Origin of the sequence: Fictibacillus nanhaiensis, from assembly GCF_019801215.1 — a bacterium.
Taxonomy (GTDB): Bacteria; Bacillota; Bacilli; order Bacillales; family Fictibacillaceae; genus Fictibacillus; species Fictibacillus nanhaiensis_C.
This window is the reverse complement of sequence record NZ_JAHVJO010000004.1, coordinates 78,453-96,746: the sequence shown is the minus strand read 5'-3', so window position 1 is coordinate 96,746 and position 18,294 is coordinate 78,453. Positions and strand designations below refer to the sequence as shown.

The 18,294-nt window shown below is 39.9% G+C and carries 18 protein-coding genes and 1 riboswitch; of the genes, 9 read left to right on the top strand and 9 right to left on the bottom strand.

Annotated features, from left to right (window positions below; translation table 11 throughout):
- Positions 1 to 8: 8 nt before the first annotated feature.
- From KUV80_RS16200 to KUV80_RS16180, 5 genes are all read left to right on the top strand, one after another.
- On the top strand, positions 9 to 1,382 hold the full coding sequence (locus KUV80_RS16200; RefSeq protein ID WP_222463790.1) for a GH1 family beta-glucosidase: 1,374 nt from the start codon (positions 9 to 11) through the stop codon (positions 1,380 to 1,382).
- Positions 1,383 to 1,474: 92 nt separating this feature from the next.
- Positions 1,475 to 2,638, top strand: coding sequence for an iron-containing alcohol dehydrogenase (locus tag KUV80_RS16195; RefSeq protein ID WP_222463789.1), 1,164 nt, complete (start codon positions 1,475 to 1,477; stop codon positions 2,636 to 2,638).
- A gap of 151 nt (positions 2,639 to 2,789) precedes the next feature.
- Positions 2,790 to 4,175 (top strand): MBL fold metallo-hydrolase, encoded by a 1,386-nt coding sequence (locus tag KUV80_RS16190; protein ID WP_222463788.1) that lies wholly within the window; start codon positions 2,790 to 2,792, stop codon positions 4,173 to 4,175.
- A 100-nt stretch (positions 4,176 to 4,275) separates the two neighbouring features.
- Entirely contained in the window at positions 4,276 to 4,464 is a 189-nt protein-coding gene (locus tag KUV80_RS16185) for a hypothetical protein (RefSeq protein WP_222463787.1), read from the top strand.
- Positions 4,465 to 4,599: 135 nt separating this feature from the next.
- Positions 4,600 to 5,703 carry a threonine aldolase family protein gene (locus KUV80_RS16180; protein ID WP_246625268.1) on the top strand — a complete coding sequence of 368 codons (1,104 nt, stop codon included), beginning with the start codon at positions 4,600 to 4,602 and terminating at the stop codon, positions 5,701 to 5,703.
- Between the two features lie 58 nt (positions 5,704 to 5,761).
- Here the strand turns inward: KUV80_RS16180 and KUV80_RS16175 are convergent, their stop codons facing one another.
- Positions 5,762 to 6,196 (bottom strand): CHRD domain-containing protein, encoded by a 435-nt coding sequence (locus tag KUV80_RS16175; protein ID WP_222463785.1) that lies wholly within the window; start codon positions 6,194 to 6,196, stop codon positions 5,762 to 5,764.
- 214 nt (positions 6,197 to 6,410) lie between these two features.
- Between KUV80_RS16175 and KUV80_RS16170 the strand changes: the two genes are divergently transcribed.
- Entirely contained in the window at positions 6,411 to 8,753 is a 2,343-nt protein-coding gene (locus KUV80_RS16170) for an alkaline phosphatase D family protein (protein ID WP_222463784.1), read from the top strand.
- 101 nt (positions 8,754 to 8,854) lie between these two features.
- On the opposite strand, the gene KUV80_RS16165 is transcribed toward KUV80_RS16170, so the two are convergent.
- Both KUV80_RS16165 and KUV80_RS16160 read right to left on the bottom strand, forming a co-directional pair.
- Positions 8,855 to 9,880, bottom strand: coding sequence for a metal-dependent hydrolase (locus KUV80_RS16165; protein ID WP_222463783.1), 1,026 nt, complete (start codon positions 9,878 to 9,880; stop codon positions 8,855 to 8,857).
- An 11-nt stretch (positions 9,881 to 9,891) separates the two neighbouring features.
- Complete coding sequence (locus KUV80_RS16160; RefSeq protein ID WP_222463782.1) at positions 9,892 to 11,022, bottom strand: MGDG synthase family glycosyltransferase; 1,131 nt, start codon at positions 11,020 to 11,022, stop codon at positions 9,892 to 9,894.
- A 161-nt stretch (positions 11,023 to 11,183) separates the two neighbouring features.
- Positions 11,184 to 11,362, top strand: a riboswitch (cobalamin riboswitch).
- A gap of 173 nt (positions 11,363 to 11,535) precedes the next feature.
- Between KUV80_RS16160 and KUV80_RS16155 the strand changes: the two genes are divergently transcribed.
- Entirely contained in the window at positions 11,536 to 12,018 is a 483-nt protein-coding gene (locus KUV80_RS16155; RefSeq protein ID WP_222463781.1) for an acyl-CoA thioesterase, read from the top strand.
- A gap of 29 nt (positions 12,019 to 12,047) precedes the next feature.
- On the top strand, positions 12,048 to 12,428 hold the full coding sequence (locus KUV80_RS16150; RefSeq protein ID WP_222463780.1) for a YbaN family protein: 381 nt from the start codon (positions 12,048 to 12,050) through the stop codon (positions 12,426 to 12,428).
- Positions 12,429 to 12,738: 310 nt separating this feature from the next.
- Here KUV80_RS16150 and KUV80_RS16145 read toward each other — a convergent pair whose 3' ends face one another.
- From KUV80_RS16145 to KUV80_RS16130, 4 genes are all read right to left on the bottom strand, one after another.
- A complete protein-coding gene (locus tag KUV80_RS16145) occupies positions 12,739 to 13,410 on the bottom strand; it encodes a peroxiredoxin (RefSeq protein WP_222463779.1) in 672 nt (223 codons plus the stop codon).
- Between the two features lie 12 nt (positions 13,411 to 13,422).
- Positions 13,423 to 14,166, bottom strand: a complete 744-nt coding sequence (locus tag KUV80_RS16140; protein WP_222463778.1) for a ferritin-like domain-containing protein — start codon at positions 14,164 to 14,166, stop codon at positions 13,423 to 13,425.
- A gap of 144 nt (positions 14,167 to 14,310) precedes the next feature.
- Positions 14,311 to 15,810 (bottom strand): sodium:solute symporter family protein, encoded by a 1,500-nt coding sequence (locus tag KUV80_RS16135; protein WP_222463777.1) that lies wholly within the window; start codon positions 15,808 to 15,810, stop codon positions 14,311 to 14,313.
- Positions 15,811 to 16,011, bottom strand: coding sequence for a DUF3311 domain-containing protein (locus tag KUV80_RS16130; RefSeq protein ID WP_246625267.1), 201 nt, complete (start codon positions 16,009 to 16,011; stop codon positions 15,811 to 15,813).
- Positions 16,012 to 16,198: 187 nt separating this feature from the next.
- Here KUV80_RS16130 and KUV80_RS16125 point away from each other — a divergent pair, with 187 nt between their 5' ends.
- On the top strand, positions 16,199 to 17,116 hold the full coding sequence (locus KUV80_RS16125) for a carbon-nitrogen hydrolase family protein (protein ID WP_222463776.1): 918 nt from the start codon (positions 16,199 to 16,201) through the stop codon (positions 17,114 to 17,116).
- Here KUV80_RS16125 and KUV80_RS16120 read toward each other — a convergent pair.
- Complete coding sequence (locus tag KUV80_RS16120; RefSeq protein ID WP_222463775.1) at positions 17,062 to 17,550, bottom strand: hypothetical protein; 489 nt, start codon at positions 17,548 to 17,550, stop codon at positions 17,062 to 17,064. The two genes, KUV80_RS16125 and KUV80_RS16120, sit on opposite strands and share 55 nt — an antisense overlap.
- Before the next feature lie 290 nt (positions 17,551 to 17,840).
- Positions 17,841 to 18,281, bottom strand: a complete 441-nt coding sequence (locus KUV80_RS16115) for a hypothetical protein (RefSeq protein WP_222463774.1) — start codon at positions 18,279 to 18,281, stop codon at positions 17,841 to 17,843.
- Positions 18,282 to 18,294: the final 13 nt, after the last annotated feature.

Below are 18,294 nucleotides of genomic sequence, written 5' to 3'. Positions count from 1 at the left end.
GAAATTCAATGCACTTTAATGAAAAGTTCGTTTTCGGAACAGCAACATCCTCCTATCAAATAGAGGGAGCGCGACTAGAAGGTGGCAGAACATTCTCCATTTGGGACACATTCTGTGACACTCCTGGAAAAGTTTATCAACAGCACAATGGAAGCATTGCATGTGATCACTATCACCGTTTTGAAGAAGACATCCAGCAGATCAAGAAACTTGGAGTAGAAACATACCGCTTTTCTGTTTCCTGGCCTCGTATTTTTCCTGAGAAAGGAAAGTATAATCCAGAGGGAATGGCGTTTTATAAAAAATTAACGCAACGTTTGAGAGAAGAGGGAATAAAACCAGCGATTACTCTATATCACTGGGATCTTCCTGTATGGGCTCATGAAGAAGGTGGATGGGTAAATCGGGAATCAGTTGATTGGTTTATGGAATTAGCTAAAGCGTGTTTCGAAGAGCTTGATGCTGAAGTGGATTCATGGATTACACATAATGAGCCATGGTGTGCAGGGTTCCTCGGGTATCACCAAGGATTTCATGCGCCAGGACATACGAACATGGATGAAGCTGTTCGTGCGGTACACCATATGCTTCTTTCCCACGGAAAAGCGGTTCAATTTTTAAAGAACGATCTAAAATCTAATACGCCTATCGGAATTACGTTAAACCTATCGCCAATGTATGCAAAAACCGATTCAGTCAATGACCTGCTTGCGGCTAATAATGCAGATGGTTATTGTAATAGATGGTTTTTAGATCCTGTTTTTAAAGGTCAATATCCTGTAGATATGATGAACTTATTCTCTAAATACGTGCATTCGTATGATTTTATTCAACAAGGAGATATGGAACTCATCTCAACTTCCTGTGATTTCTTTGGAATCAACTATTACAGCCGAGGCTTTGTAGAATTTTCAGGGGCAAGTGACTTCTTGCATAAAGGTGCTCACTCGGATTATGCCAAAACAGGCATGGGCTGGGATATTGCGCCAAATGAATTTAAGGATCTGATCAGAAGACTCCGAAACGAATATACAGATCTACCGATTTATATTACTGAAAACGGTGCAGCTTTCGATGATGAATTGGTTGATGGAAAAGTCCACGACAAGGAACGAGTAGAGTATATTGAAAAACACCTGAATGCTGTTTCAGAGTTGAATGATGAAGGAATGAACATTCAAGGGTATTATCTATGGTCGTTAATGGATAACTTCGAGTGGAGCTTTGGCTATGACAAGCGATTTGGGATCATCTATGTTGATTTTGATACGCAAGAAAGATTTTGGAAGGACAGTGCATATCGGTATGCGGAAATTATTCGAGACAGAAATAATTCAAGCAGCGGTAAAAACATGAATGATGAAACTGTTCGTTTAAGTTAACGTCCATTCGGTTCTTAAACAAATCAAATTAACAACCTTTTAGTATCTTTCATGCTAGAATGTGAGAATACTACAGCTACAGAGGTGTTAACATGATCACATTTTTGCAACACAATCCAACAAAACTTTATTTTGGAAAAGGTGAAGTACAGCAACTCTCAGCTGTCCTTGAAAAACATCTTAACGTTCTTGTCGTTTATGGCGGAGGCAGCATTAAACGGAATGGCGTATATGAAGATGTCATTGTGCAATTAAATAAAGCACAGGCTACCATTTTTGAGTTGTCTGGTGTGGAACCGAACCCTCGATTAACTACAGTTCATAAAGGTGTCGACATCTGTAAAACACAGGGAATTGATTTCATTCTGGCAGTGGGTGGCGGCAGTGTTATTGACTGCACGAAAGCCATCTCTGTTGGTGCCAAATATGATGGTGATACTTGGGATTTGATTACCCAAAAAGCACCAATTGAAGCTGCTCTCCCATTTGGAACAGTTCTAACGTTAGCGGCGACTGGTTCAGAGATGAATTCCGTTTCTGTAATTACGAACTGGGAAACAAAAGATAAATTAGGATGGGGTTCACCGCTTGTTTACCCAAATTTTTCCATTCTAGATCCAAGCTATACGTTCTCGGTTCCTCGAGATCAAACGGTGTACGGCATCGTGGACAGCATGTCACATGCTTTAGAGCATTATTTCCATCGTACTGAAAACACTCCCATGATTGACGGGTTTATTGAGTCATTGCTTAGAACGGCAATTGCTGCAGGACCTAAGCTGCTCGAAGACTTACAATCGTTTAAGCATCGAGAAACGATGATGTATGTTAGCACAACCGCATTTAACGGTACGCTTTCTAATGGTACGGATGGCGGTGACTGGGCAACACATCGAATTGAGCATGCGATCTCTGCGGTTTATGATATTCCACATGGCGGCGGGCTTTCGATTCTTTTCCCGAACTGGCTGGAACATGTGTTGGAGGAAGACCCTTCTCGTGTGAAGCAGTTAGCTGTTAGCGTGTTAGGCGTTTCACCAGAAAATAAATCAGACATTGAGGTCGCAAGAGAAGGTGCTAAAGCGCTTCGAGACTTCTGGAACTCTTTAGGAGCACCTAGCCAATTAAGTGATTATGATATCGACGACCGTGATTTTGATGCAATCATTGAAAAAACATTTATTAAACCTGGTGTTGGAACGTATAAAGAGATGGATCCTGATAGTGTACGTGACATATTAAAAAGATCTTTATAGAATACCAGCAATTAAGACAGAGAGTGTTATAAGCTCCCTGTCTTTTTTGATTGAAGTTATAAACTTATCCTTGTTGGGTATTATACCTAGGTAGGTATTTTAAACGTAATTAGTATAATCAACGGAATTTTAGGCGAAAGGAGAGTTTATTTTGTACTTTAAATCATTTTTTGATGAACAACTGGCACATATGTCTTACCTAATCGGCTGCCAGAAGACTGGAGAAGCCATCGTAATCGATCCGGCAAGGAATATTGAACCTTATCTTGAGGTTGCTAAAAAAGAAGGTTTAACCATAAACGCAGCAGCAGAAACCCATATTCACGCTGATTATCTTTCCGGGGCAAGAGAACTCGCTCACCACCATCATGCAAAATTGTATATGTCTGATGAAGGGGACAAGGATTGGAAGTACCTATATCTGTCTCAATATGATCATGAATTAGTAAAAGAGGGATCAACATTCTCTGTTGGTAAAGTTGTTTTTGATGTTCTTCATACACCTGGTCATACACCTGAGAGCATTTCATTGGTTCTAACGGATAAAGGCGGAGGAGCTAATGAGCCTATGGGAATATTTACAGGAGACTTTCTCTTTGTGGGTGATGTAGGACGCCCGGATTTACTTGAAAAAGCGGCCCAAGCAGCTGGAACTTCTGAAGAGGGAGCGAAAGAGCTGTATCAGTCTCTCCAAAAAGTAGAAGCATACCCTGACTTTTTGCAGGTTTGGCCAGCTCATGGTGCTGGAAGTTCGTGCGGCAAATCTTTAGGTGCAGTTCCAATGACAACTTTAGGGTATGAGAAAAGATTCAATTGGGCTTTCCAGTTGAAAGAAGAGGAATTGTTTAAGAAAGAATTGCTTGCAGGACAGCCAGAGCCCCCGAAATATTTTGCACAGATGAAGAGGTTAAACAAAACAGGACCTGAGTTGTTAACCAAAGAAAAAACGCCCAAACTGTCTTTACCTCTTAGTAATGGTGAAATTTTAGTAGACACAAGACCTGCCGGTGAATTTGAGAAGGGTCATGTTAAGGGTTCCTTGAACTTGCCGTATAACCGTTCATTCACAAACTGGGCGGGTTGGCTATTGAATTATGAACAAGATATTGTCTTAATTGTTAAGGAAGAAGAACTGTCTCATGTGAAAAAATCGTTGCAGTCCATTGGGCTCGATCAGGTAAAAGGCTTTATTTTACCGGAAGAGATAGGAAAGAACCTTGAAGGGTATGAATCGATATCCCCAAATGAGGCAAAAAAATTATTAGATAATGAAGATTTTTATCTGATTGATGTGCGGAATCAAAGTGAGTGGGAAAGCGGTCACATACCTGGTGCTCACCATCATATGCTTGGAAATTTGGAAGATGAGCTCGAATCTCTTCCGAAAGATAAAACAATCATTACCCATTGCCAGTCTGGCGTCCGTTCTGCAATTGGCACAAGTTTGCTTCAAGCAAAGGGATTTAAAGATGTTCTTAATATAAGAGGAGGTTTTTCTTCCTGGCAAAAAGAAGGATTACCGGTAAAAACAGATTGAAATTCAAACCCCTGTGCACCAGGGGTTTTTTATTGCCCTAAATTAACAGTGTAAAATATTTCCGTTTTGGGGAAGTTAACAAACATAGGAGGGATGAATGATGAAAAATAAAGAAAATGAATTTCAAGAAATAGCCGACAGTATACATCTAAATGACACAAACGAAGGTTCGGAAATAATAAAAAAAGCCAACATGATAAATGATAAAGAGCACTCACCGCTATGTAATGATGACTTTTTTTACGCAGATTTAAGAGCGATTGCAGAAGATGGTGCAAAAGAAGAATAGGTTTACTCCCTTTTTGTACGGCAGGATTTCCTCTCAGGGAATCCTTTTTTAAATGGATAAATGCAGATGTTACCTAACAGTTATCTGTTATGATTTATGTAAGAATATATGGATTACAAAAGGAGGGATCCCTTTTTGGGAGAAAAAAATCTGTTAAAAGAATCGTATAGAAAAACAAAGTACCAAATAACCGGCCATGGTATACGGAATGTTCAAGTTTTAAAAGATGCATTGGACCAAGTTGACGGCGAGCAAGAGAGTGATCTTTACGGTGAAGGTAAAGTAATTGAAGACTTTCAGGAAAAGATGGCTGAGTTTCTAGGGAAAGAATCAGCGGTGTTTTTCCCAAGTGGTACGATGGCACAGCAGATTGCCTTGCGCATATGGTGTGATCAAAAAGGAATAAACCGAGTCGCTTATCACCCACTATGTCATTTAGAAATTCACGAAGAAGAAGGATTAAAAAAACTGCATCATATAGATTCGGTTTTGCTAGCAGATAAGAACAGGGTTATTACATTAGAGGATGTTGTAAACATGAAGGAAGACGTTTCATGTGTATTGCTCGAATTGCCTCAGCGCGAAATCGGTGGTCAGCTGCCTGACTATGAGACACTTGTTGGAATTTCTGACTTTTGCAGAAGCAAAGAGATCAAACTGCATTTAGATGGCGCAAGACTTTTTGAAATTCTTCCATACTATAAAAAAACTGCTGCTGAGGTTTGTGCTCTTTTTGATAGTGTTTATGTGTCCTTCTATAAAGGGATCGGTGGAGTCGCTGGAGCAATATTAGCAGGCGAGAAATCTTTTACGAATCAATCAAAAGTTTGGAAAAGACGTCATGGCGGTGATTTGATCAGTCTGAATCCGTATATCATCAGTGCAGATACTAATTTTGATGAGCGAAAAGACAAGATGCAGAAGTATTTTGAAAATGCTATAGAACTTGCAGAACTTTTTAATCAATGCAACAGAGTTAAAACCATCCCTGAAGTACCTGTATCCAACATGTTTCATGTTCATTTCGATGAACCAAAAGAGAGAATGGATGACCTGCTTGCAGAAATATATAGAGCTACAAATATCGGTATGACCGGGAATTTAAGAGAGACTGGAAAGAATGAATGTTTTTTTGAAGCGAGTACCGGCGATAGCTATGACAGCATCCCAAAAGATAAATTACTGGAACTCTTTTCATTGCTGGATGAAAGAATAAAAGAAATGAATTTTATAATATAAGCAATAAAAGGACGATCCACCCAGTGATCGTCCTTTTTTCGTTCTGCTTGCTTTTCTATTAGTGATGTACGCGTCTAATTTGTCCGCGAATCTCACCGTTTATATTCTGTTCCGTATGAACGTTCACATACGTGCAGCCTTTTTTCATCAGCTTCACTAATTCTCTAACGGATTTAACACATGCATCATTTTTTACGATATCTTCGTCTGTAATGACACCTGTTACAATACCTTTACAAGTGGTTATGCCGTTTTGCTCAGCTAGTGTGTCCAAATCAGCTCCGAACAGGAAAGCAACGACTGGGCCGTTTACATCAGGTCCACCTACGTGAATGTGTGCTTGGATAAAGTTTTTAATATTTTCAACTTTTAATATAAATTTAATTTCTGTACAATCCTTGTTCACAAGAAATTTAGCTTCCCCTTTAGCATTTGTTTTTACAGGGGGTACTTCATTTCTTCCTCTAAGTTTTGCTTCAAATCTTTTTTTCATTGTTTCACCTCAAATTTTTAAACCAGACATTAAGATATCTTATTCAAGTTGTCCTATTTTGGTATAGGTGATTAGCACATTATCTGCTGAGATAAAAACGAAAGTCATTGTCTGAAGTCTTTACAAAACTTTATATGGCTGTAATGACCAGTTTATTATTCTTACATACAATCAGAATAGTTATCTTACATAATCAATAAAAGGAGTGGGTCTAGTGGGTTTTGAAAAATGGTTAAAAGACTTTTCTACTGAAAAAATGAACCGAAGAAATTTCCTTAAAACGTCGGGAAAATCAGCTGCTATAACGGCTATCGGTCTATCTGTTCCGGCCATCAATAGAACAGAGGATGTTGAAGCAACACCCGTGTTTTTAGATTCACCCTTTACACTTGGAGTAGCCTCAGGAGATCCATTACCTGACAGCGTTGTACTTTGGACAAGACTTGCACCAGAGCCTCTTGCAGAGGATGGAAAAGGCGGTATGGAAAATAAGTACGTTTCCGTTCAATGGGAAATGGCATATGATGAGGAATTTAGTAAAGTCGTTCTTTCAGGTAGTGAGATTGCAGCTCCAGAACTTGGCCATTCCGTGCACGCAGAAGTGTATGGTTTACAGGCTGGAAAAGAATACTATTATCGGTTTAAAGTAGGTAATGAGATAAGTCCAGTAGGAAGAACGAAAACAGCTCCAGAACGTGATGATAATGTAAAGAGCCTTTCATTTGGTATTGCTTCATGTCAGGCTTGGACAGGAGGGCATTTCTCGGCTTATCGCAACATGGTGGATGAAGATTTTGATTTTGTATTTCATTTAGGAGATTACATCTATGAAAAGGGAGATACAGAAACCCTGACAGATTACCGTCTGCTTCATGCGCAATATAAAACGTCACAGGATTTACAGGCAGCGCATGCAAAGTTTCCATTCATCGTTACATTTGACGACCATGAGGTAGATAATGATTGGTCAGATGATATTTCCGATCCTAACTATCCTGAAGGGGAACGTGAACGATTTCTACAAGTTCGTGCAGCCGCTTTTCAGGCGTATTATGAGCACATGCCTTTAAGACGCCGTTCAAAGCCAAACGGTCCAGACATGCTTCTTTATCGCAAGTTTACGTTCGGCAGTTTAATTGAGTTTAGTATTTTAGATACACGCCAATACCGAGATAATCAAGTAGGGAGCGGTTTTCCAAGTGGGCCACTTGACCCTGAGGCGTCTAATCCTAATCGAACGCTAGTAGGTTCTGAGCAAGGGGCATGGCTGTTAAAGAATCTCCGTGATTCAAGAACAAAATGGAACGTAATTGCTCAGCAGACCATGATGGCACAATACGATTATGATCCAGGAGAAGGCATAAGCGTCAATCATGATCAGTGGGATGGCTATTCAGCTGACCGAGACCGCCTTTTTACTTTTATAAAAAAATATAAGCCCTCTAATCCAATTGTGTTAAGCGGCGACTGGCATTCCAGCTGGGTAAATGATCTGAAGGAAGATTTTAATAATCCAAGCTCTAAAACGTTGGCTACAGAATTTGTGGGTACGTCAATCAGTTCAGGATGTGGATGGAAAAACCAAATCGAAGCGGCACTTCCTGTTAATCAGCATGTGAAATTCTTTGATGGTGATTATCGCGGATATGTGAGTTGTCATGTAACTCATAAATCATGGAATTCAAATTATCGCGTCGTTTCTTCTCCAAGCAGTACGGATGCTGTTGCAGTTACGCTTGCTTCTTTCACTGTAAAAAACGGAAAAGCTGGGGCTGTTCGAATGGGTGGAGTAGACATAACGGGAATGGCGGCGGATACGATGATGGCAGGGCAGCCGAATCCAGTAAAAGTAATGCTCAGTAATGGAACTGCAAAACCAGTAAAGGTAACGGTAAACATTCCTGTTCCAGATGGTTGGCAAAGTGAAGCTGTTACGAAGGTCATTGAACCATCAGCTGAATTAGAATTTTTGGTAATGGTCAACCCCCCAGCAGGAATACCTGCAGCTGAAAGACTCCGTGTTGAAGTGGATGCCGGAGAAACGGTTGTATATGGTCCGCCTCGTGACATTCAAGTCGTCTCAGCGCTTTCAGGCGATGATGCTCTGCTTGCACTAGATGGAGGTCTTAATTCAACACCCACTCTTGCAACTTACAAAAGTTTAGTTCCGGAAGATACATGGGACTCCGTAAAAGGCTATGGATGGGTTGGGACACTGCCATTTGGTAGAGACCGAAGCAATGCTGACTCTTTGCAGCGAGATTTAATTGCATCAAGAGAAAAGCTGATTATTTTTAGAGTCGCGGTTCCTGCGGGAAGCCATAACGTATACTTTCTTACGGGTGATTCGATGTATGGATCGGCAAATACGATTATCCGTTCAGATAACAAGCTATTAGCTGAAACTGGCCGTACATTAGATGCCGGTCAATTCAAATGGTTAAGCTTTGAGCTGGACGGAGGAAGCGCAGGTAAAGAGATTGACCTTGAAATTACAGGTCAGCTTGGAGATGGTGCTTGGCGATTAGTTGCTTTTGTTATGAACTCGCAGATTTAATAGAAATAGAGGTTCATGAGGTTGTATGGTCACCTCATGAACCTTTTTTACTGAAAAAAGAGTGCTCCAACTAGTGTCGGACACCCTTCGTTAAAATTATTTTAGCTTGTTCGCAAGTAAGGTTTATTTACAAACTTCTTATCCCTAATAGAGCCATATTCCAAATCCCTCATGACTTTACGGTAACTTTTTAGAGAATATAGTTTATCAGTATATGTTGCTTTGTACGTGGAATCCTCGCTGATAAACAGGATAGAGAGATAAGGAAAATACGTTTTGTTCATACGAAAACGAAGATCTTTCCACATCACGAAGTAACCTGTCTTAGATTTTTTTACAAAAGGATAGGCATACTCTGTTGAAGCAAGAAAATCTGATATGTCTCGTTCTTTCTTGCTGTCAGCGATCAGCTCAAGATACTCCTCTTTTTTCACTAGTTTGTGTTCAATTTTTATTTTTGTAGCTGTATAGCTCCCAAATATGAATTCTTCCTTTGTTTCAATTAAAAAGTCCCACGATAAAAGATCAGGTCTTGGAATGACCTTGATCCGTTTTGCAACAGGATAATAAAGTCTCAGATGCTTATGAATCCTCACCGCATAAACCGTTCGATACAGTAGGTGTAAAGAGATTGCTCCATAAATCCATAAGAAAATAATACCGGGCTCGAAGAAAAGCATAAGCACAAAACCCGTAACGTGAAGCCCTAATATGAGTGGGTCTACTAAAGGAATACAATCAAAGGACACCCACTTTGAGGAGAATGGTTTTAAACTCTGTGTTCCATACACGTTGAAAAGATCAAAACCAACATGCAAAATCACAGCAAGAAATGTCCACAAAAATAGATGCAAAAAGGAGGAATCAGGGAAAAAAGGATGGATGATTCCAGATATCGCAAGACCCCATAATGGAAGGGCAGGTAAAGAATGCGACCAGCCACGGTGGTTTCTGAAATAGCTTCCTTTTCCTTTCAGCTTATAGATGCAGTCCGAATCAGGTGCATTTGAGCCGATGACCGTTCCTAACACAACGGCAGATGAGAGTGAGCTGTTTGCTACCACAGGGTCTATCTGAGCAAGAGCACCTAATCCCAACCCGATTACAATATGTGAAGTTGTATCCATTTCTCTGCCTCCTAACGTGATAATGAGGATTGACGTTCGGTCTTGTGGATGGAGTAATCTGAAATCAGTTTTGCAGATTGAGCAATATGAATAGTATTTAGTCCTATTTTCATACGTCTTGCAACCTTTGTATCTTCTAGAATTCTTTCTACGTGTTCACATGTTTTAGCAACGGTGTAGGATGTTACGGAAGCTCCTTTGTTGTAAAAGTGTTTCGCGTTTTCAGCTTCTTGCCCAGGAACAGGACGATATAGAATTAAAGGAACTCGTAAAGCTGCCGCTTCCGTTATGGTGATGCCTCCTGGCTTAGTAATTAAACAATGAGTTATGGAAAAAACCTCATGAATCTCTTTTACATAACCAAACAGTTTAAACGTGTCTGGATAGATCAGCGTAAGCGGAAGAAGTTTTTCATAAAGTTCTTTGTTGTTTCCGCAAATGGTTACGAGTTGAGAGTCAGAGTTCTCTAGTAGGTTGAGGCAGATTTCTTTTACGTTTTTCAAAACGCCTTGTGCTCCTGCAAGGACGGTAACGACTTGTTTTTTTGGAGAAATCTTATACTTTTCATAAACGGCGTCCATATCCACATCTCGCTCAAATTTAGGCTGGATGGGGATTCCGCTTACGGTAATGCGTTTTTGATGAATGTTATGATCCTGAATCAGTCCGTCTTTTACAGCATCTGACGCAACAAAATACTGATCGATGAGTGGGTTGACCCAAAAGGGATGTGCGCAATAATCCGTAATAACGGTATACGTTGGTATCTTATATCTCGCTTTTTTTATTAAAAAGGGAGCTGAATTCAGGGGGAAGGTTGAGATAACAAATTGAGGCTGGTGTTTTGTAATAAGCTCTTGCAGCCTCTTTCTGCCAAGATAGCGGGAAAATTGGGCGATGCCTTTCGAATGTAATTTATTTGTCCCATAATACCACCACTTGTAAAAGGAATGGCCATAGGAGAAGCTCTTAATGAATAAAGATTGTGTGATTTGAGAAATACGTGGATAAGATTCTCCAAATAAATCCGAAATGATAGGATCATACCCTCTATTGCGAAGTTCACTTGCTAGTACATTTGCTACTTGGATATGACCGCTTCCGTAATGTGCAGTCAGTATTAAAGCAGTTGGACGTATCATAAGAAAACCTCCCCAGTCTTTTTTTCAGCATATCACGTGAATTTAAAGGAAATATGAACAGAGAAGCCTGATTTGTAAAGGATTTGAAAAGATTATATTTAGCTTAGGTTGTCAGCAATCTGACAGCACCCTATAATAAAAGAAGAAAGACTAACTTAATAGAACAATCCGATAATCTTGGTGTCTAGTAAAGACTTAAATGGGAATCTGGTGAAATTCCAGAGCTGTACCCGCAACTGTAAGTGCTGACGAAATAAGCAAAACCACTGTCTAAGGACGGGAAGGGCTTAAAGTAGAGTGAAGCACAAGTCAGGAGACCTGCCATTTTTATAGCGTTCATCTTCTTCGGGAGTTGGGAAGATAAGACGAGGGGTATTTTAATAGTCATTTTCTGTTAAGTATTCTTGCGTTTTTGTGACCCATCCTTTTGTGATGGTTTTTTTATTTGTCCCTCCTACCAACTCCCGAGAATAGTACAGGAGTAGTGATTGAACTCCGGAAAAGAGGAAAGGTATGGAGCAGACATTTTCATCCAACATTTCAAGAACGATTCAGACAAAGCTTGTATTACCTCCTGACACGAATCACATGGGAACCATTTTTGGAGGAACGGTATTATCGTACATTGATGAGATTGCAGCAATTGCAGCCATGAAACATAGCAAAAAGGTAGTTGTGACAGCTTCAATCGACAATGTGAACTTTCTATCTTCTGCAAAAGTGGGCGATATATTAATTCTGGAAGGCGTTGTGATATCAACGGGCAGAACCTCAATGGAGGTTTATGTAAAAGTGGAATGTCAGAACTTAGAGACGGGTAGCCGTACACTGAACACCACGTCTATTCTTACGATGGTTGCGATTGATAAGAATGGAAAGCCATCTCCCGTACCAAGTGTGATACCAGAAACAGAAGAAGAAGCTGCATTTTTTGAAAGTGCTCCGTTAAGAAAGGAGCGTCGTTTATTATATAAAAGTGTGAACGGAACCATTTAAGTTTGAAGGGGAAGGAAGTGAGAATTCCAATGAAAATCAAAAACATCATATTTGTAGGATTGGGATTTTTCTTTCTTGGTTTAGGGGTCATAGGAATCGTTTTACCATTAATTCCGACAACCCCTTTTTTACTGCTCGCTTCCTATTTTTTTGTGAAAGGCTCTAAGAAGTTTGAAGTGTGGTTTAAGGGTACTTCTATTTATAAACAGCATCTAGAGTCGTTTGTAAAGAACCGATCGTTGACACTCAAACAAAAGGTCCTCATTAACTTATTTGCAGACACGATGATTGCAGTCGCATTTATTCTAGCGGAGAGTACGATTGTAAGAACCGTACTGGTCATAATCATTTTTTATAAGTACTATTACTTCATCTATAAAATTAAAACGGCAAAAAGTGAAAGAGTTTGATCAAGGAAGGGTATCCCTTTCTTGATGTCGACTCTTTTTTTGTGCAAGTAGAGAGGAAAGACATAGTAAAAGGAGGAAGTGTAATTGCAGAAAGGACATAATAATGAAATGTTAATATCGAGAAGACACACCAAAATATTCCCACGTTAATTTGGTTTTATCAAACGTTATTCGGCATATATCCAACGTTAAATAGAATAATCCCACGTTATTTTGGATTTATCCAATTTCGACAAACACCAACACTACCAAGAAAAACAAAAGACCCACAAAGGTTTAAAAACATCTTTATGAGCCAAGTTTGACCGATTTATGAAAGGGGTTTGGAACAAAGCCACCAGTCATAACATTGAATCTCTCCTGCTTTTGCTTGCTCCGCTCGCTTATTGGCTTCTTGAATGGTACTTGCTGGCGGCACGATCAACCGGTCTCCAATAAGCTCATTTCTAGGCCAGTTTGCTGGAGTCGCGGCTTGATTGGCATCAGCGGTCTGTAAGGCTTTTACGCTCCTCAAAATTTCATGGATGTTTCGTCCGACACTTTCTGGGTAGGTTAAGATAATTCGAATTTTCCCTGTCGGATCAACGATAAAAACACTTCGAACCGTTCTTGTGCCCATTGTAGGATGAATCATTCCTAGTTTCATAGCAACTTTTCCTAAGCTATCTGCAATAATTGGAAAAGTAATCTCCACTTTAAGATTTTCTTTAATCCATTCGATCCATTTCATGTGCGAGTAGACCTGTTCAACGGATAAACCAATTAAAAAGGTATCCAGCTTCGTAAATTCAGGCATGAGTTTTTGAAAAGCTACAAACTCTGTCGTACAGACGGGTGTGAAATCACCAGGGTGACTGAATAATACGAACCAATGTCCTTGATAGCTTGTTGGAAGGACAATTTCCCCAAGGGTGGTATGAACCTTCATCTCCGGAAACAGATCTCCAATAAAAGGCATTGTGTATCCCTCTGTTTGTTCCATTCCTCTCTCTCCTTATCGTTGTGGCTTTCCCGGCATCTTACTCTTTTTTAACAGTTTAGATTCGCCTGTCTTTTCCCATCCTTCAACGAGTTCGATCGCTTCGTCAGGTGTGTACCCTTGCCCGACTAGTACACCAGAGAGGATGAATTCTTGAAAAAGGTGTGTGAGGTTGATCCCTTCTTGCGATTCTTTGAGTGCTCTTTTTACAAGCGGATCAATATACATCACCCATTGGTCAGGGGTGCTTGTGGCTTGAACTCCATCGTCTGTTTCATGGGCTCGAGATTGGTTGAGGGTATAGAGATAATTGTATTTCGCGCTATGCTTCATTTCATCTGTAATGATGTCGAACAAAATATCTCTGTAATACGTATTAGGAAGTCCTTTTCGAATTTCACGATATTTTTCAACTGCCTTAAGTTCTCCAAATAATGCTTTTGTAATGCCATCCACATATGAATCTGGTTTTTCGAAAGCAGCACCGTTTGTAGCGGGCACATCTTGATGCGTAATATCTTTGTAGATTTGTTTGAATAACTGATTATGTTTCTTTTCATCATTACGAATAGAAGCGATGATTAGTTTTTCTTCATTAGTAGATGCTACCGAAATTAAATATTCATAAAAGCGTGCATCATCTTTTTCACCCTGAATGGCTTCTCTGATAAGCCTTAATGATTGTAGCAGCGCATGTTGTTCATAATTCATTTGCGATCCGCTCGGTGCTTGTTGTGCATCCCGATAGTGGTAACTCATAAGCTTACCTCCAAAAAATAAAGTCGAAGTAGTCTATGCAAACGCCCATTTTTTGTTACTCTAAACTGATTTTTTAGACTGTTAGACATCATATACAGGCACTAGCCCAAAAAAAGAGGATGACCAATTGTCATCCTCTTTCATTTATGCACCTTTCTGCACGTATTCAGTTTTCTTGGATACTTCGTCAAATAAATAATTTTTTACAGCATTCGTTGAGAACTTCGCTTTTTTCACAAATAGCGGGTTTATAGCAACAATGGTTGCAAAGTTTGCCACAAGTCCCCAGAATCCTTCATAAATTCCGAAAGAGAAACCAGTTGAGTAAACGATAAACGTTACAGCTAATCCAACAACAAGACCGATAATGGTCGCTTCTCTCGTTTGGTTTCTCCAAAATAGACTCACGACGATGGCTGGGAAAATCTGCACCATGCCGGAGACGCCCAATAACTGAAGGGAAACGAGAGCTGTAGGGAAAACGAGTCCAAATAATAAGGCTAGTCCAATGACAACAAAGACCATGCCACGCGTAATCATGGTTAGTTTAGCTCCTTTTACTTTTGGATTGATCAAATCGCGGTAAATGTTATTCGCAAACAAATTGGATGCACCAATTGCCATAATCGAACACGGGATAAGTGAGGCAAGTGCAATTGTCGAATAAGCAAGACCTTGAGCGACACCCCCATAAGAGGTTTGAATCAACCGCAATAACGCAAAGCGTGGGTCGGTTCCATCTGGCAGTACCAAAAAGGCAATAAAGCCAAGAAAAACGACAAGAATAAGCACGATATTATATAGCGGTAAAAATAAAGCGTTCTTTCGAATGGCATCGGCACTTTTTGCGGTAAACACGCCTGTTGCTGCATGCGCCCACATGAACAATGCGAGAGCAGAAACGAGGGATGCCGTGATGAACCATGGAATGCCCTTAGGTCCCGCGTCCGGAATCGTAAGCAGATGTGGTGCTTCCGTTACCATCTTGTCGACCATCGGGTTCCAGCCGCCAAAATGGATGATCGGAAGGGAAACAACCATAAACAGCATGATTGCCCACACGAGGACATCTTTTAAAATTGCCGTATAAGTAGGCCCTTTGATTCCACTGAAAAACGTATAAAGAGCGACAAGGAAAAACGAGGTAATGACGACCACTTCCACATTGATAAAGCCTGTCCCAGCCACTTTTAGCGTATCTTGAATACCGCTTAGCTGCAGGCAGATATAAGGAATAAGCATAAGCACACCAACGATAGCGATAAGAGAAGAAAGGAGCTTCGAGTCAAAGCGCTCTCTCGCATAGTCTGCTAGAGTCGTCAGCTTATGGTGATTAGCCACTTTCCAAAGTTTTGGAAGGAAAAAATACGAGATAAAGTAGGCAAGAACAGAATAAGGAATTGCAAAAAAGGCAAGACTTCCTGCCGTATATGCGGTACTCGTTAACCCCAGGAATGTATAGGCGGTATAGAGGTCAGCTCCAACTAAAAACCAGACAAGCAGACCGCCAAAACGTCGCCCGCCGACAGACCACTCCTCAACAGAACTACGGGTAGCTTTGTCTCTGCCTGCAACAAATCCAATTAAAACAACGGTTAAAATGATAAGTATGGTGATGGACAGTGCTGTAAGGTTTCCTTGCATTTAATCCAAGCCTCCTTCTGATTTCTGTAGTTGATAAATACCAAAGGTGCAAAAAGGAGTTAAAACGATCCATAAAAACAACCAAAACTGAAAAAACGGCAGTCCTAAAATAATGGGATCGATCCGGTTTACGAATGGTAAAACAACGAGTTGTGCTAGAAAAGGTAAAACAATGAATAAGATCAAAAGAATTTTTTTCATGATGCTGCGCTCCTCCATAGGTGTTTTAGAAATAATGTTCACTATCATAACAGCTAAAAAGGGGCGTAACAAGGGGAATTATATAAATTTTTAAAATATTTACACTAATGTAAAAATGAAAGGGTTTACATGATTTTTAATGTAGTATAATCATAAAAAATATCAAACTTAGACGGGGTGAATATTGATGAGGATGACCATTGCGACGTGCCAGTTTCCTGTTTCGGCTGATATTAAGAAAAACCAAAAGTACATCATGAAACAGATGCGGCAAGCGAAAGAAAACGGAGCGGACGTAGCCCATTTTCCTGAAGCAGCACTTTCTGGTTATGCAGGGACTGACATGCCTTCACTTGAGGAGTTTGATTGGGTAATGCTTAAAAATTGTACAGTTGAGATTTTGGATTACGCCCGTGAACTTAGAATTTGGGTCGTTTTAGGAACAACACACCCGTTAAGCGGAAATCATAAACCTCACAATAGTTTATATATCATAAATGCTGAAGGAAAACTGGTAGATCGATACGATAAGATGTTTTGTGCAGGAGATGAAACAGAACAAACAGGGGATTTGGCTCATTATACAGCCGGGGATTATTTTTGCACGTATGAAATTAACGGAATTAAGTGCGGAACTCAAATCTGTCATGATTATCGCTACCCTGAACTTTACCGTGTGTATAAGAAAAAAGGTGTTCAGGTAATGTTTCATTCGTATCATGCCGCGAACATCGGACCGGAAAGATTAGAGGCTATAAAATCTGCAGTGGGGATAGAGAATTTAACGTATAACCACGGCGTAACATACCCTGAAATTACAATGCCAGCAACGATGACAAGCTATGCTGCAAACAATTTTATATGGATCAGCGCAAGCAACAGTTCAGCAAAAGAAAGCTGCTGGCCAGCCTTTTTTGTTAGAGCGGATGGAGTTACAATTGGGCGTCTGCGCCGGAATGTGGCCGGCGTATTAATAACAGAAGTAGATACGGCTGGAGATTTTTACGATTCAACAGTGGCGTGGCGTGACCGTTCGATAAATGGTGTTTATCATAGCGGGTCTCTTGTAAATGATACGAAATCATTTGATAGAAAGAGTTTTTGAATACCAATCGCGACGCTGAAAATGGTTGCCTTCGATTTTCTTGTCTCATCACTCGGCATTGAATAACCCGTTTGCTTAATGTTCGCAGCGTCCTTAACCCAATAAATATAAGTCCAACCTTTCACGTTATCAAATTCTACTACTAGATGATAAGGGTTGTATTGACGACCTATATTTCTAGTGATTTTCCATTCTTCACCTGGATACTTTTTCTCTAAGTATGCATGCAGCTGCTCTTTTTTAATGGACACTTGGTGATTAATCCAATGTGGACGAATAAGAAAAAAGGCAAGAACCATAACCGTTATCAAGCAGGCGAAATACAACCCGATGTTTCTTTTGAATTTCGGAATACGCATAGCAATAATGAATAAAGCACTAAGAAAAATGACGGTAAAAGTGATTTCTATTACTGTAATAGGGTGCAATGGCATGACAGGTTCTCTCCATTCTATATGTAGAAGTTATTACTATATTAATTCTACATATAGAGGTGTATTCTTCTTATAAAAGAAAACTCTTTTTCAAAAAGACACCGATTACAGGTAATCCAGAAAAAACAGAGTTGAATCCACAAATAATCATACTCAATCCAAAAGTTTTAACGCCGAATCCACAAATTTCAGGTCTCAATCCACAAATTCAAAAAAATGTCCTTCTGAAACGGACACGCCTTCATAAATCACAAAAAAAGCTGACCAACATCGGTCAGCTTCCATTCGATCTACCACAAATACGGTTTCACTACCATAAACCAGAGCATGATTAATAATAAAATAATATAGATCCATACCGCTTTTTTTAGCTTATCTGCCAACATGTACTTATCAGGCTCTTCTTCATTAAATTTCCTCAATGTCGGGGAAAAAGCACGAGCCAAAAAGAAAAGCGAACAGAATAGGATAAATAGTGTTGCTAACAACCAAGGAGTATCCCAAGTCCATGGACCGAAAATAACGAGAAGTATTCCTGATCCGACGAGAACATGACCGGCATGTTTGGCTAGCCACACGATAAAGCGAAAGGTAGCAAGATGGGCATCCATTTCTGCACCATCTGCCGTTCGCAGTTTTTTTACGATCGGAAACAAAATAAAAAATGGTCCAATGGATGCGATGACGCTAAGAATATGAATATATAAAAAAACTTTATATAATAATTCCATCAGGCTTCGTGAA